This is a genomic window from Roseinatronobacter sp. NSM (assembly GCF_052379845.1).
Classification (GTDB): Bacteria; Pseudomonadota; Alphaproteobacteria; order Rhodobacterales; family Rhodobacteraceae; genus Roseinatronobacter.
This window is the reverse complement of sequence record NZ_JBQTCF010000029.1, coordinates 21,437-35,559: the sequence shown is the minus strand read 5'-3', so window position 1 is coordinate 35,559 and position 14,123 is coordinate 21,437. Positions and strand designations below refer to the sequence as shown.

The following is a 14,123-nucleotide window of genomic DNA, read 5'->3' as shown; positions in this document are numbered from 1 at the left end:
ACTCCGCGCCTTGGGTGACTGCTTCAGGCCATTTTCCCCTGACGTGGCCATTTTGCGGATGATGCCAAATATAAAACAGACCCGCCTTGATCGGCGGGCCTTTGGTCGTCGCGGGGTGCGGGGTGCAGGGAAACGGTTAATGCACCAACGTTGCGCGGGGCGCGCTGTCATCGGGGGAAACATGCCCGTTGACGATCAGCCCTTCTGGCCCGGCTGTTACAGCAACAGTGCTGCCGTCCAGCACGGCCTCGCCCAGCAGCATTTCGGCAAGCGGGTCTTGCAAGTAGCGCTGGATCACCCGTTTCAGCGGACGCGCGCCATAAACGGGATCATAGCCCTTGTCGGCCAGCCATGTGCGCGCCGCGTCATCCAGTTCCAGCGTGATCTTGCGTGCCAGAAGCCGTTTCAGCAGCCGCGCCATCTGAATGTCGACAATCGCATCCATATCCGCCCGTGCCAGCCGGTCAAAGATGATCGTTTCATCCAGCCGGTTCAGGAATTCGGGGCGGAAATGGGCGCGCACCGCGTCCATCACCTGTTCGCGGGCCTGCGTGCCGTCACTGCCTTCGGGCAGTAGCGACAGTGCCTGTGACCCAAGGTTTGATGTCAGGATGATCAGCGTTTGCTTGAAATCCACGGTGCGGCCATGCCCGTCGGTCAGCACCCCGTCATCCAGCACCTGCAACAGCACGTTGAACACTTCGGGATGTGCCTTCTCAACCTCATCGAACAGCACAACCTGATAGGGCCTGCGGCGCACGGCTTCAGTCAGGACGCCGCCTTCTTCATACCCCACATACCCCGGAGGGGCACCGATCAGGCGTGCGACACTGTGTTTTTCCATGAATTCGGACATGTCGATGCGGACCATCGCGCTGTCATCGTCGAACAGGTATTCGGCCACGGCCTTGGTCAGTTCGGTTTTGCCCACGCCCGTCGGCCCAAGGAACAGGAAACTGCCCAAGGGGCGGTTTTCGTCGTTCAGCCCTGCGCGCGCACGGCGAACGGCATTGGCCACGGCGCGCACCGCCGTATGCTGGCCGATGACACGCTTGTGCAGCTCATCTTCCATGCGCAGCAGTTTGTCGCGTTCCCCTTCCAGCATTTTCGATGTGGGAATGCCCGTCCAGCGTTCCACGACTTCGGCAATCTGTTCGGGGCGCACGGCGTCTGCGACCATCTTCTCGGCCTCTCTTGCCTCGGCGTCGGCCAGTTTGCGTTCCAGTTCCGGGATTTCGCCATATTGCAACCGGCCTGCGGCGGCAAAATCGCCTGTGCGTTTTGCGGTTTCCAGATCAATGCGCGCGCGGTCCAGATCTTCCTTGATCTTGCGGGCCTCTTCCAGTTTGTCGCGTTCGGCCTGCCATGTCGCGGTCAGTTCGGCGCTGCGTTCGTGCAGGTCGGACAATTCGCGTTCCAGTGTTTCCAGCCGGTCGCGGGATGCGGCGTCATCTTCCTTGCGCAGGGCTTCAGCCTCGATCTGTTTTTGCAAGATGTCACGGTCCAGCGCGTCCAGTTCTTCGGGCTTGCTGTCCACTTCCATCCGCAGACGGCTGGCGGCTTCGTCCATCAGGTCAATCGCCTTGTCGGGCAAAAAGCGGTCCGTGATGTAGCGATGTGACAGTGTGGCCGCTGTGACCAGCGCGCTGTCCGCGATGCGCACACCATGGTGCAATTCGTATTTTTCCTTGATGCCGCGCAGGATGGAAATTGTATCTTCCACAGTGGGTTCCTGCACCAGAACAGGCTGGAAGCGCCGCGCAAGGGCCGCGTCCTTTTCGACATGCTTGCGGTATTCATCCAGGGTGGTGGCCCCCACGCAATGCAATTCCCCCCGCGCAAGGGCGGGCTTGATCAGGTTCGCGGCATCCATCGCCCCTTCGGACTTGCCAGCGCCCACAAGGGTGTGCATTTCGTCGATGAACAGGATGATTTCGCCATTTGCGGCAGTGACTTCGGACAAGATGGCCTTCAGGCGTTCTTCGAACTCGCCCCGGTATTTCGCACCGGCAATCAGGGCACCCATATCCAGCGCCATCAGTTTCTTGTCGCGCAGGGATTCGGGCACATCGCCATTGACGATGCGCAGCGCCAGCCCTTCGGCAATGGCGGTTTTCCCGACACCGGGTTCACCAATCAGAACGGGGTTGTTCTTGGTGCGGCGCGACAGCACCTGCATGGAGCGGCGGATTTCCTCGTCCCGGCCGATGATGGGGTCGATCTTGCCATCGCGCGCGGCCTGTGTCAGGTCGCGGGCATATTTCTTCAGCGCCTCGAAGCTGTCTTCGGCAGACGCGCTGTCCGCCGTGCGCCCCTTGCGCAGGTCATTGATGGCAGCGTTCAGTTTTTGCGCGGTCACGGCACCCGCATCCAGCGCGTCCTTGGCGTCAGATTTCACCAAGGCCAGCGCGGTCAGCAGCCGTTCAACGGTAACGTAGCTGTCATTGGCCTTGTTGGCGACCTGTTCGGCCTGATCCAGCACCTTGGCGGTTTGCGGGTCAATGTAAATCTGGCCATCGCCGCCGGATACTTTGGGAATTTTTGCCAGTGCAATGTCATTGGCTTGCACAACACGGTCGGGGGCGCCGCCTGCGCGTGCAATCAGGTTGGCGGACATGCCCTGATCATCATCCAGCAGGGCCTTCAGCAAATGGGCGGGCGTGACGCGCTGGTGGTCTTCGCGCAGGGCAATGGTTTGGGCGGCTTGCAGGAAACCGCGCGCCCGTTCGGTGAATTTTTCAAGGTTCATCTGTGCTCTCCTTCATAAGCGCCCTGAAATGCGGGTGCCGCCTGCCATGCAGCGCGGTCCATGTCGGGCCTTGAAGCTTATTTGGGATGGCACAAGGGCTGTTGCAAGATGGGCACAGTCGAAAGGGCCGAAAAACCGTCAGGCACCGTCCCCCGCCAGCGCCGCCCAATCAGGGCCAGCGCCGCGCGGCAAGACAAACTGCCCCCAATCTGGTGTGTGTGGGTCCGGTTCTGGTGTCGGCTGAAACCCAAGCTTATGGATAATGCGCAAGGAAGGCGTGTTTTCGTGGTGAATGCGGGCGTGTAAATGTTGCAATGCCGGAAAATTCGAGAAGCAACGATAAGCAAACAGCGCAACCATTCGCGTGGACAAGCCTTGGCCCCAATACGCCCTGCCCAGCCAGTAACTTATTTCCCCTGATGCGGGCGGGGTTGCCCCCTGCGCCCATTCCAGCCGCATTTGCCCCACGATTTGGCCGTTCCACAACACGGCCCGCACCTTGTGGTGCGTGGCGTGTTGGGACAGGGCAATCAGGTCCTGCGCCAGATCAAGTGTCATCGGGGCAGGGTAGTCTTCGGGCATGAACTGCCAAAGCGCGGGATCGTCCAGCATGCGCTTGTAGACAGGGGCATCATCGCTATGCCAGCTGCGAAACTGGAACATGCTTTGCAAGGTTTCCGGCGGTGGTGTCAGCGTCAAGGCGTTGATCCGCTTGCCGCGCAGCGTGTCGGGAATATCCCGCAATGGCGGGGCGTGAGTGCGTTGTGTCTGCGTCATGGGTAAGTGCCCTCCGATCCTGATTAACAAGATAGGCAGGCATTCGCGCCCGGTCAGGGAGATGTAGCGCAACATTTTCGTGATCGGCGCGGCCTTTTAACGGATTATCTGCGCTGCCGCCACAGTAGGCCCGCACAGACCCGTTTGTTCGCAACACCAGACTTGAAGCGCGTCAAGCTTCGCAGGCAAAGGGTCGGCCATACCATCCGCAAAGGTCAGAAACGCGTCAAGATTCGGGGGGCGCACTGCGGTAAGAACGGGAATGCCTTGTGCCAAGGCCTGCCCGATAATGGAACGGAAGCCCCGCCCTTCGGCTTCGGCCTTGCCAAACTTGTTCAAAATCAACAGGGCCGGGTTGCGATGCAACGCAGCAGCCACCAGCCCCACGGCAGTTTCCAGCCCATGCGCATCAAGTCTACATCCGTTGGCATGGGGTCCCAGATTTTGGCTGATGCGCACCTGATGGGCCTGCCCGATGATGTGCAGGTCCATATCGCAAGGGCGGTCCTGCGTGGTTTCGCGGTTTGTCTGGACAACACCGGCCAAGGACCAGCCCGCCGCGCCCAACCCGCCCGCCAGTTCCGCCAGCACCCTGTCAGTCACCCCGCGCCCCGGTGCCGAAATATACCCGAGCATCTGCCTGCCCTTCTTTGAGAACCATGTTACATTGCATGTATACTGCGGCGCGTGTCAGGGCCATAGGCTGGATATGCGTTGCCGTTCAGATAGCGTTTTGAAAGGACTGCGACGCATGATTTTGGGTGTTGTGCTGGCGGGCGGGCAGGCCACGCGCATGGGTGGCGGTGACAAGGGATTGCGCCATGTCGCGGGCAAGCCCTTGTTGGTGCATGTTCTGGACCGGCTGACGCCGCAAGTGGCGGGGGTGGCGCTGAATGCAAATGGCGATCCCGCGCGCTTTGCATCCTTTGGTGTGCCGGTGCGGCAGGATTCGTTGCCTGATTACCCCGGTCCATTGGCGGGCATTCTGGCGGGGTTGGATTGGGGCGCGCAGATGGGGGCGTCACAGATCGTCACAGTTGCAGTCGATACACCGTTTTTCCCGCACGATCTGGTGGTGCGCCTGTGCGATGCGGCGGCGGGGGCGGGCATGGCGGTTGCTGCCACACTGCAGGATGGGGTGCTGCAACGACACCCGACATTTGGTCTGTGGCCCGTCAGCCTGCGCGATGATTTGCGCGCGGCCGTGACGGGCGGGGTGCGGCGGGTTTCGCGCTGGGTGGACAGCCATCAGGGCGGCGTGGCGCAGTTTGACAGCCACCCGTTCGACCCGTTTTTCAACATCAATACGCCGCAGGACCTGATTGTGGCAGAAGGTCTGGCGGCGCGATGATGTGCGCACCCGAAACAGCTGGTGCGGCACCGCGTTTTGACCGGGTTGTGGTGGTGGACTGGTCCGCCAATTCCACCCCCAAACGCGGCGCGGATTCGATTTGGATTGGCACTGCGGGCGCAGGGGGCGGGGCGCCTGAAAACCTGGCCACGCGGGCGCAGGCCATGGATATGTTGCGCCTGCACATTAATGCGGGGTTGGCGGCAGGCGCGCGCATTCTGGTGGCGTTTGACATCGGGTTCGGGTTTCCGCGCGGGTTTGCGCAGCACCTGACGGGACAGGCCAGTGCATTGGCGGTCTGGGACTGGCTGGCGCGGCATATCATCGATGATGTGCGCAATCGCAATAACCGTTTCGAGGTGGCAGCCGGGATCAACCGCAAATTTCCGGGAACAGGCCCGTTCTGGGGCCGACCTTCGGGACGCGATTTGCCTGATCTGCCGGAAAAAGGCACTGCGCGGCACGGGCACGGGCTGGCAGAGTTGCGCGCCGCCGAAGCAAGATGTTCGGGGGCGCACCCGATGTGGAAGCTGTACACCACCGGCTCGGTCGGGTCACAAAGCCTGTTGGGAATGGCGCATCTGGCCGGATTGCGCGCGGAATATGGCACTGCGCTGGCCGTGTGGCCCATGCAGCGCGCAGATGCGCCGGTGGTGTTGGTGGAAACATACCTGTCGCTGATTGATGCTGCCGTGCGCGTGGCGCAGGGATACGCATGCAAGGATGCAGCGCAGGTGGATTTGCTGGCGCAGGCGTTGCACAAGGCCGATTTGGCACCGTTGTTTGCGCCAGACGCCGCGCCTGACATTTTGCGCGAGGAAGGCTGGATATTGGGCGCGGGGCATTCTGCGGCGTTACTGGCGGCGCTGGACGGAACAGGGGCCGCGTGAGGCCCCGCCCACCCACCCCGCCGGGCACATTAAGTGCCCGGCTAGGCCACACGCGGCCCCTGATTTGCAGACCGCTTGCGGATTTGTTGCTGCGAGCGCGGAAATTGGCGTGAAATCGCCTCATTGTCGCGGTTATGTCCCGCCGCTACCCCATTCTTGCCCGATTTGCCCGCAATGTAGGGTGGGTGTAAATTGGTGATACGGGGCGTGATGATGGACAGACTGACCGAGATGGAAGCCTTTGCCACTGTGGTGGATCAGGGCGGATTCACAGATGCCGCGCGGAAAATGGGGATTTCGAAATCGGCGGTCTCCAAGCATGTGTCGGCGCTGGAAGCGCGTCTTGGGGCGCGGCTGCTGAACCGCACCACGCGCCGTGTCAGCCCGACGGATATTGGCCTTGCCTATTATGATCGGGCGCGGCGTGTCCTGAATGATGCCGGCGAGGCGGACAACCTGGTTACATCGATGCAATCGGCGCCGTCGGGAATATTGCGTATCGCGGTTCCAACGGATTTCGGGGCGACGCATGTGTCGCCTTTGCTGGGTGAGTTTTTGGAACGTTACCCTGATGTGTCGGTCAATATGGTGTTGAAGAACCGGTATGTCGAACTGATTTCCGAAGGGTTTGATCTGGCCATCCGCATGGGTGATCTGGATGATAGCAGCCTGCGCGCGCGCAAGATTTGTGAAACGACACAGCGCCTTATTGCGTCGCCTGCCTATTTGGCGGAGCATGGGCAGCCTGTACGCATTGATGATCTGAATGATCACCGCTTGTTGTATTATTCGCATAACGCCGCCAGTTCGGTGTGGCGGATCACCGCCCCGTCCGGCGAGGTGCGTCAGGTGCGTTCGGCCACATGGTTTTCAGTGAATGACGGGCAGTCCTTGTTGAATGCGGCTGTCAACGGACTTGGAATCGCGTATCTGCCCAGTTTCCTGTATGCGCAGGCCATGAAAAACGGGCTGGTTCAGGATGTCATGCCGGACCTGCCGCGCGATGTTCAGGGCATGCATGCGGTGTTTCCCGCCGGGCGCTATACCCAGCCGAAGGTGCGCGCGTTGATCGATTACCTTGTCGAAAAACTGGGCAAGCGCAACGGGAATGAATGGTAAGTGCCGTGGCGCTGGCGCATGTAGCGTTCATGGGTGTTCACGCCACATTTTCTAACTTGTTGATTTCGCTGGTTCGAGAAGCTCAAAACCGGCTCCCACTTTTGCGCAACCTGCTTTAGTGCCAGCGCGGGCCGACTGTGTTTCAATCGCGGTGGTAGGGGCTGCCGGATAGAATTGTTGCCGCGCGATACAGTTGTTCTGACAACATGACGCGCGCCAGCATATGCGGCCAGACCATGGCCCCGAAAGACAGCAGTGTATGCGATTTCGCCCGAAAATCAGGGTCCAGCCCGTCCGCGCCGCCAATAACAAACGCCATGTCGCTGACGCCTGAATCGCGCCGTGCCGCGATATGCGCGGCAAAGTCGCGCGATGACATGACGGTGCCGCGTTCATCCAGCGCCAGAACTTCAGCACCTGCGGGAATAGCGCGATCCAGCAGTTTTGCCTGTTCGGCGGCTGTGGTTGCCTTGCGGTCATCCAGTTGGTGTTCCAGACAGGGGCCAAGCGACAGGGCGCGGCCTGTGCGGTCAAAGCGCGCAAGATAGTCATCTATCAATGCGCGTTCCGGTCCCTTTCTTATGCGTCCGATGGCGCAGATATGCAGGCGCATCAGGTGGCGGGCACAAGGCCTGCATCCTGCCACATCTTTTCAAGCTGGTAGAATTCCCGCACTTCAGGGCGGAAAATATGCACCACGACATCACCTGTGTCGATAAGCACCCAATCCCCTGTTTCCTTACCTTCGACACGGGCGGTCAGGCGATAGGTTTCCTTAAGCCGGTCCATAAGTTTCTGGGCCATGGCCGACACTTGCCGCGTGGAGCGGCCGGAGGCCACGACCATATGATCGGCCATGGCCGATTTCGACCGAAGGTCGATGGTTACAATGTCTTCGGCTTTATCATCGTCAAGCGAGGTCAGAACCAGTTCCAGAAGCGCATCACTGCTTAGGGTGGCAGGTGCCGAGGGTGCCGTGCGGGCCGCAAGTGCGGTAGGTTCTGTGGTAGACAGAGAACTGTCCTCCTGATGTGTAAAAAGTTGACCATCCTAATTTAACACCAAGCGGGGGGTTTCTCAATCATCCAGATGGCCCTGTGGCGGCGATACAGTCACTTTTTGCGTAGAAATTGCACAAGCCAGCAAGCGTGAAGCGTTGCTTACGGTTTGATTCGGGCGTATGACAACGGCCATGAAACGGTATTTCGACATGACAGACCATGCGCGCCTGCCGCAACGCTTTCAGCGTGAAAACCGGTCTGTGCTGGCACGACTGCGCTGATCTGCCTTTTCCAGCCTTCGGGCTGCCCCTTTCAGCACCGCCAATTCCCTTGATTGCAAGCGAGATCGCCATGACTGTAGCCAAAACCCTCTATGATAAAATATGGGATGCCCATGTTGTCCATCAGGACAAGGACGGCACCTGCCTGTTGTATATTGACCGCCATCTGGTTCATGAAGTGACCAGCCCGCAAGCCTTCGAGGGGCTGCGCATGACGGGCCGCACTGTGCGGGCGCCGGAAAAAACCATTGCGGTGCCAGACCATAACGTGCCCACCACACCGGACCGTGAAAACGGCATTGAAAACCCGGAATCCCGTATTCAGGTGGACGCGCTGGACAAGAATGCGCGTGAATTCGGGGTGAACTACTACCCGGTGAATGATATTCGTCAGGGTATCGTGCATATCGTCGGGCCGGAACAGGGCTGGACATTGCCGGGCATGACGGTTGTTTGCGGTGACAGTCACACAGCGACGCATGGCGCATTCGGGGCGCTGGCGCATGGGATCGGCACATCGGAAGTGGAACATGTGCTGGCCACGCAAACGCTGATTCAGCAGAAATCCAAGAATATGAAGGTGGAAATCACCGGCTCCCTGCGTCCGGGCGTGACCGCCAAGGACATTACCCTGTCGGTGATCGGGGTGACGGGCACAGCGGGCGGCACCGGCTATGTGATTGAATATTGCGGGCAGGCCATTCGGGAATTGTCCATGGAAGGGCGCATGACCGTGTGCAACATGGCCATCGAGGGCGGCGCGCGTGCGGGCCTGATTGCGCCGGATGAAAAGACATTCGCGTATGTCAAGGGCCGCCCCCATGCCCCCAAAGGTGCCCAATGGGATGCGGCATTGGCCTGGTGGAAAACGCTGCAATCGGATGAGGGCGCGCATTGGGACAAGGTTATCACCCTGCGCGGCGAAGATATTGCGCCGGTCGTCACATGGGGCACCAGCCCTGAAGATGTGCTGCCCATCACTGCAAGCGTTCCCGCCGCCGAGGATTTCAGCGGTGGCAAGGTCGATGCCGTGCGCCGGGCGCTGGACTATATGGGCCTGAAGCCCGGCCAGAAGCTGACCGATATTGAAATTGATACGGTTTTCATCGGGTCGTGCACCAATGGCCGCATTGAGGATTTGCGCGCCGCTGCAGAGGTTCTGAAGGGCCGTAAAATCGCCGTCAAACGCGCGATGGTTGTGCCCGGTTCGGGTCTGGTGCGCGCGCAGGCCGAAGAAGAAGGGCTGGCGCAGATTTTCATTGATGCCGGTTTTGAATGGCGCCTTGCGGGGTGTTCCATGTGTCTGGCGATGAACCCTGACCAACTGTCCCCCGGCGAACGCTGCGCGGCCACGTCGAACCGCAATTTCGAAGGGCGTCAGGGACGTGGCGGGCGCACACATCTGATGTCGCCTGCGATGGCGGCCGCTGCGGCCATTACGGGCCGTTTGACAGATGTGCGCGAACTGACGGGCGAGCCGGTTCTGACCGGGTGAGTCCCATGTCACGCATCGGGCAGCGCCCGCGCGTTCTGGTCATTGCCGAAGCCGCTAACCCCGAATGGGTTAGCGTGCCCCTTGTGGGGTGGCAGATTGCCAGCGCGCTGCGGCGCGTGGTCGATGTGCATCTGGTCACACAGGTGCGCAACCGCGAAGCTGTTTTGCGTGCCGGTCTGGTCGAAGGGCAGGATTTCACCGCCATTGACAGCGAAGCGCTGGCGCGGCCTGTCTGGGCGTTGGCGTCATGGCTGCGCATGGGCGAAGGGAAGGGCTGGACAATGCTGACCGCGCTTGCATCGCTTAGCTATCCTTATTTCGAACGGCTGGTGTGGAAGCAATTCGGCGCGGCTATCCGGTCCGGGGAATATGACATTGTGCACCGCGTCACCCCCCTAAGCCCGACGGCAAACAGTGCGCTGGCGGCAAAATGCGCGCATGCGGGGGTGCCGTTCGTGTTGGGGCCGTTGAATGGCGGTGTGCCCTGGCCTGCTGGGTTCGATGCGGAGCGCAGGCGCGAACGCGAATGGTTGTCTTATGTGCGCGGTATCTATCGTCTGTTGCCGGGGCGGTCGCGAATGCTGCGCAACACTGCAGCGCTTATCGCCGGGTCGCGCCACACGCTGGCCGAACTGGGGGGGCACGGGCAGGAACGGGGCGTCTATATCCCTGAAAACGGTGTGAACCCCGATACGCTGGGCACCCCGTCGCAACAGGATGTTTCAGGCCCGCTGCGGTGTTGTTTCGTTGGCAGGCTGGTTCCCTACAAGGGCCCTGACATGCTGATTGAGGCGTTGTTGCCGCTGTTGCAGGCCGGGCGCGTGACACTTGATGTGGTGGGCAGTGGCCCGCTGGAACAGACCCTGCGTCAGATGGTGCAGGACAACGCGCTGGAAGGGGCCGTCACGTTGCATGGCTGGCTGGACCATGCCAGTGTCGGGGTGGTCCTGTCGCAGGCCAATTTGCTGACCTTTCCTTCGGTGCGCGAATTTGGCGGCGGTGTGGTGATTGAGGCCATGGCGCTGGGCGTTGTTCCCGTTGTGTGTGATTATGCGGGCCCCGGCGAATTGGTCACCGACGGGACTGGTTTCAAGGTGCCAATGGCGGGGCGGTCTGACGTGATTGCCGGATTTCGTCAGACAGTGACGGCGATTTGCGACAACCCGCGCGACCTGCCGCAAATGGGCGCGAATGCGCGCGATCTGGTGCGCACGCAGTTTACATGGGCGCGCAAGGCCGACCAGATTGCGCAAGTCTATGAATGGGTGACGGGCAAACGCGATACGCGCCCGCAACCGTTCCAAGTTCAAATTGGCGACATGGCTGATATGCCGCCTTCCCAAGCAATAATGAATGAAAGGTAGAAGACGATGGACAAATTCACCACGCTTTCCGGTGTTGCAGCCCCTATGCCGCTGGTCAATATCGACACGGATATGATTATCCCCAAACAGTTCCTGAAAACAATCCAGCGTTCGGGGCTGGGCAAGAACCTGTTTGATGAAATGCGTTTTGACGATAACGGCAATGAGATCCCGGATTTTGTTCTGAATCAACCCGCCTATCGTCAGGCACAAATTCTGGTTGCCGGTGACAATTTCGGCTGTGGTTCATCGCGCGAACATGCGCCCTGGGCTTTGCTGGATTTCGGCATTCGCTGTGTCATTTCCACCAGCTTTGCCGATATTTTCTACAATAACTGCTTCAAGAACGGCATTTTGCCGATCGTGCTGCCGCAGGAGCAAGTTGATATTCTGATGGATGATGCCCGTAAAGGCGAGAATGCGCGCGTGTCAATCGACCTCGAATCGCAAACAGTCACCAGTGCGGACGGGCAGCAATTCCGCTTTGAGATTGACCCGTTCAAGAAGCATTGTCTGCTGAATGGTCTGGATGACATTGGCCTGACGCTGGAAAAAGTATCTGCAATTGACAGCTTTGAGGCACAGGCAAATCAGTCCCGTCCCTGGGTTTGATCGCACAAAATCCTGAAGAATATGGCTTTTTACAGGCGGCGCCCTCAGCGGGTGCCGCTTTTTTTCCACAAATTTGATGCAAAGTCGTGACAGTTAGACCGTGAAATAGCCACAGCAATGCACAATATTCAAAAGGCACTTGCTAGGGTGGCGATAAATGGGCAATTTTGTGGCAAAAATAAGGCGGGCGCTTCCGGACAAGCTGGAAATTTCGCGCCCCGTCGGAAAGAAGCGCTCCGCATCGTCGGAAAAGCGCGGAATTAGGCAAGGTAGCAGGTCGTCCATGTCCCAAGTGGCAGGCGCATTTTTGCGCGGGTTCTCGGTAGTCGTTCTCATTCTGGTGCCTGCGCTTTTGTTGCCCGGTATCTCGCCTGATATATCGCAGGGGTTGACGTTGATTGCGCTGATCGCGGGTGTGGTGGTCGTTGTGGAATACACGGCACGCCACCCCGGACTTATCGAGTTTCGTGATGCCAAACCCTATAATCGCGGACGGTTCGGCCTGCTATTCGCCATTGTGCTGGCCCTGACGCTGATGCAGCGCGCCGTCAGTTTGCAAGATGGCCAGCATGTGCCGCAGGTGGCAATGTGGCTGGGCATGGCGCTTGATTTCAATTTCAGCCCGGTCCGCATGCTGCGCGCTGCCTTGCCTGCGGGCCTGACGCTGGAACATGAAGCGAATGTTCAGGCCGCGGCTTCGGTGGCATTTATTCTGGCACAAACGGGTTTGGTCGGGTTTCTGGCGGCTGTTTACCTGCGCTACTGGCCCAATCGCAGTTCGGTGTTGAATGTGTGGGTGAACTTGCCCAATTTTGACCCGACCAAAGGTATTGATGTTGTCCACCGTCTGGAACGGGAGGGGCAAATTAACATTTTGGTAGGGATTATCCTGCCATTCTCATTGCCGGTCTTGCTGCATATTTCCAGCCTGCTGGTGCAGCCCTTGACCCTTGAAACGCCGTTGTCACTGGTTTGGGGTGTCGCATTATGGGCCTTTGTGCCGGTCAGTCTGGTGATGCGCGGGGTCGCAATGTATCGGGTTGCGCAGCTTATCCGCGTGCAGCGTCGGCGCATCGCGGATGCAGAAGCCTCGGTGCCGTTGCCTGCGCGGTCTGCATATTCCTGATATGGGGGCTTGCGGCCAGCGGTGCCGCAGCCCAAATACTACGCCCTACCACCGATCTGCGCCTTGCCTTTTGGCGTGTTGATCTGGGTGGGCGCGGTCCGGGGTTGGCATTGCGCGATGTGCTGGAAGCTGCGCCCGCGCCCGTGACCAAGGCAAAGTTGATTGCCCATGTCGCGCCTGATGTGCTGGTTCTGTCGGGGCTGGACCATGACCATGGCGATGTGACCTTGCGCGCCTTTCGGGACCTGATTGCCGCACAGGGCCACATGATGGCGCATGTGTTTGCGTTTCCCACAAATGCGGGTGTGCGCACAGGGCTGGACATGACCGGGGACGGGCGCAGCGCGGGGCCGGATGACACCCAAGGCTATGGTGACTTCGCGGGCCAGAAAGCGCTTGCCATCCTGTCGCGCTTTCCGATTCTTCCCGACCATAGCCGCGACTTCAGCGGTTTTCTTTGGCGTGATCTTCCTGACAGCCTTAGTCCATATGCTGATAGCGGGGCCATGCCCGACCCGGTGCGCAATGCCCTGCAGCGGTTGTCCAGCACGGGGCATTGGGATGTGGCGGTGGCACTTCCTGAACAGCGTAGGTTACATATTCTGGCCTATCAGGCCGGGCCGCCTGTGTTTGGTGGCAGCAGTGACCGGAACTTGCACCGCAACCATGATGAAACAGCGTTCTGGACGCATTTTCTGGATGGGACTTTGCCCATGCTGCCGCCAGACGCGCCTTTTGTGGTGATGGGGGGCAGCAACCTCGATCCGTTTGATGGTGACGGGATGCACGGCGCGATGCAAGATTTGCTGGCCCACCCTGCGGTGCAGGACCCGCGCCCCGGCAGTGAAGGTGCAGTGCGCGCGGCGCAGTTTGGCATCAGCCGCGACCATCAAGGGCCACATGCGCATGACACTGTGGATTGGCCACAGGTTCCGGGGCCGGGCAATTTGCGCGTCAGCTACATCTTGCCTGCGCGGGGCCTGCGGATCACGGCGTCGGGGGTGTTCTGGCCCGTGCCGGACGCGCCCGAAGCGGCCTTGCTTGGCCCCCCTGACGCCCCACCGACACGGCACAGGCTGGTCTGGGTTGATTTGGACATGGACAGCTTATAGCGCAGCTATCAGGGCTCAGGTGCGTGACCTGGGCCCGTATGACATCGCGGTTCTGGCTGCAATTGCCTATCACCAGACGACCAATCGTGATGGGATGAAAGATATTCTTGGCAAGGATATCAGCCGCGATCTGATTGGGCGTTTGTCCGAGCGCGACCGAGTGCAGGTTGCGCAAAAGTGGGAACCGATTTTGTGCTAATTGCCCCCGCGAAATCAATAAATTAGAGGCTGTGGTGTGAATGCGAA

The 14,123-nt window shown here is 59.9% G+C and carries 14 protein-coding genes; 9 read left to right on the top strand and 5 right to left on the bottom strand.

Annotation, left to right across the window (positions count from 1 at the left end; translation table 11 throughout):
• Positions 1 to 136: 136 nt before the first annotated feature.
• The 3 genes from clpB to ACTZWY_RS15080 form a co-directional block, all read right to left on the bottom strand.
• The gene (gene clpB, locus ACTZWY_RS15090) at positions 137 to 2,749 is read right to left on the bottom strand and encodes an ATP-dependent chaperone ClpB (RefSeq protein WP_444791533.1); all 2,613 of its coding nucleotides are present in this window, start codon (positions 2,747 to 2,749) and stop codon (positions 137 to 139) included.
• Between the two features lie 138 nt (positions 2,750 to 2,887).
• Positions 2,888 to 3,526: a GNAT family N-acetyltransferase gene (locus tag ACTZWY_RS15085; protein WP_444791532.1), complete on the bottom strand. Its 639-nt coding sequence runs from the start codon at positions 3,524 to 3,526 to the stop codon at positions 2,888 to 2,890.
• Between the two features lie 96 nt (positions 3,527 to 3,622).
• Positions 3,623 to 4,162, bottom strand: a complete 540-nt coding sequence (locus ACTZWY_RS15080; protein ID WP_444791531.1) for a DUF2478 domain-containing protein — start codon at positions 4,160 to 4,162, stop codon at positions 3,623 to 3,625.
• Positions 4,163 to 4,277: 115 nt separating this feature from the next.
• Between ACTZWY_RS15080 and mobA the strand changes: the two genes are divergently transcribed.
• The 3 genes from mobA (at position 4,278) to ACTZWY_RS15065 (ending at position 6,886) form a co-directional block, all read left to right on the top strand.
• A complete protein-coding gene (gene mobA, locus ACTZWY_RS15075) occupies positions 4,278 to 4,877 on the top strand; it encodes a molybdenum cofactor guanylyltransferase MobA (RefSeq protein WP_444791530.1) in 600 nt (199 codons plus the stop codon).
• Positions 4,874 to 5,767 carry a molybdopterin guanine dinucleotide synthesis gene (locus ACTZWY_RS15070; RefSeq protein WP_444791529.1) on the top strand — a complete coding sequence of 298 codons (894 nt, stop codon included), beginning with the start codon at positions 4,874 to 4,876 and terminating at the stop codon, positions 5,765 to 5,767. Before mobA ends, ACTZWY_RS15070 begins: the two co-directional genes overlap by 4 nt.
• A gap of 213 nt (positions 5,768 to 5,980) precedes the next feature.
• Positions 5,981 to 6,886, top strand: a complete 906-nt coding sequence (locus tag ACTZWY_RS15065; protein WP_444791528.1) for a LysR family transcriptional regulator — start codon at positions 5,981 to 5,983, stop codon at positions 6,884 to 6,886.
• A gap of 142 nt (positions 6,887 to 7,028) precedes the next feature.
• On the opposite strand, the gene rlmH is transcribed toward ACTZWY_RS15065, so the two are convergent.
• A complete protein-coding gene (gene rlmH, locus ACTZWY_RS15060) occupies positions 7,029 to 7,499 on the bottom strand; it encodes a 23S rRNA (pseudouridine(1915)-N(3))-methyltransferase RlmH (RefSeq protein WP_444791527.1) in 471 nt (156 codons plus the stop codon).
• A complete protein-coding gene (gene rsfS, locus ACTZWY_RS15055; RefSeq protein WP_444791554.1) occupies positions 7,499 to 7,822 on the bottom strand; it encodes a ribosome silencing factor in 324 nt (107 codons plus the stop codon). Before rsfS ends, rlmH begins: the two co-directional genes overlap by 1 nt.
• 416 nt (positions 7,823 to 8,238) lie before the next feature.
• Between rsfS and leuC the strand changes: the two genes are divergently transcribed.
• The 6 genes from leuC to ACTZWY_RS15025 all read left to right on the top strand — a co-directional run bounded on the left by leuC (position 8,239) and on the right by ACTZWY_RS15025 (position 14,076).
• Complete coding sequence (gene leuC / locus ACTZWY_RS15050; protein WP_444791526.1) at positions 8,239 to 9,663, top strand: 3-isopropylmalate dehydratase large subunit; 1,425 nt, start codon at positions 8,239 to 8,241, stop codon at positions 9,661 to 9,663.
• A 5-nt stretch (positions 9,664 to 9,668) separates the two neighbouring features.
• Positions 9,669 to 11,027 (top strand): glycosyltransferase family 4 protein, encoded by a 1,359-nt coding sequence (locus tag ACTZWY_RS15045; protein ID WP_444791525.1) that lies wholly within the window; start codon positions 9,669 to 9,671, stop codon positions 11,025 to 11,027.
• Between the two features lie 6 nt (positions 11,028 to 11,033).
• Positions 11,034 to 11,639, top strand: coding sequence for a 3-isopropylmalate dehydratase small subunit (gene leuD / locus ACTZWY_RS15040; protein ID WP_444791524.1), 606 nt, complete (start codon positions 11,034 to 11,036; stop codon positions 11,637 to 11,639).
• Positions 11,640 to 11,922: 283 nt separating this feature from the next.
• On the top strand, positions 11,923 to 12,765 hold the full coding sequence (locus ACTZWY_RS15035) for a hypothetical protein (protein WP_444791523.1): 843 nt from the start codon (positions 11,923 to 11,925) through the stop codon (positions 12,763 to 12,765).
• 119 nt (positions 12,766 to 12,884) lie between these two features.
• Positions 12,885 to 13,877, top strand: a complete 993-nt coding sequence (locus ACTZWY_RS15030; protein WP_444791553.1) for an endonuclease/exonuclease/phosphatase family protein — start codon at positions 12,885 to 12,887, stop codon at positions 13,875 to 13,877.
• A gap of 19 nt (positions 13,878 to 13,896) precedes the next feature.
• Positions 13,897 to 14,076 carry a hypothetical protein gene (locus ACTZWY_RS15025; RefSeq protein WP_444791522.1) on the top strand — a complete coding sequence of 60 codons (180 nt, stop codon included), beginning with the start codon at positions 13,897 to 13,899 and terminating at the stop codon, positions 14,074 to 14,076.
• Positions 14,077 to 14,123 lie beyond the last annotated feature (47 nt).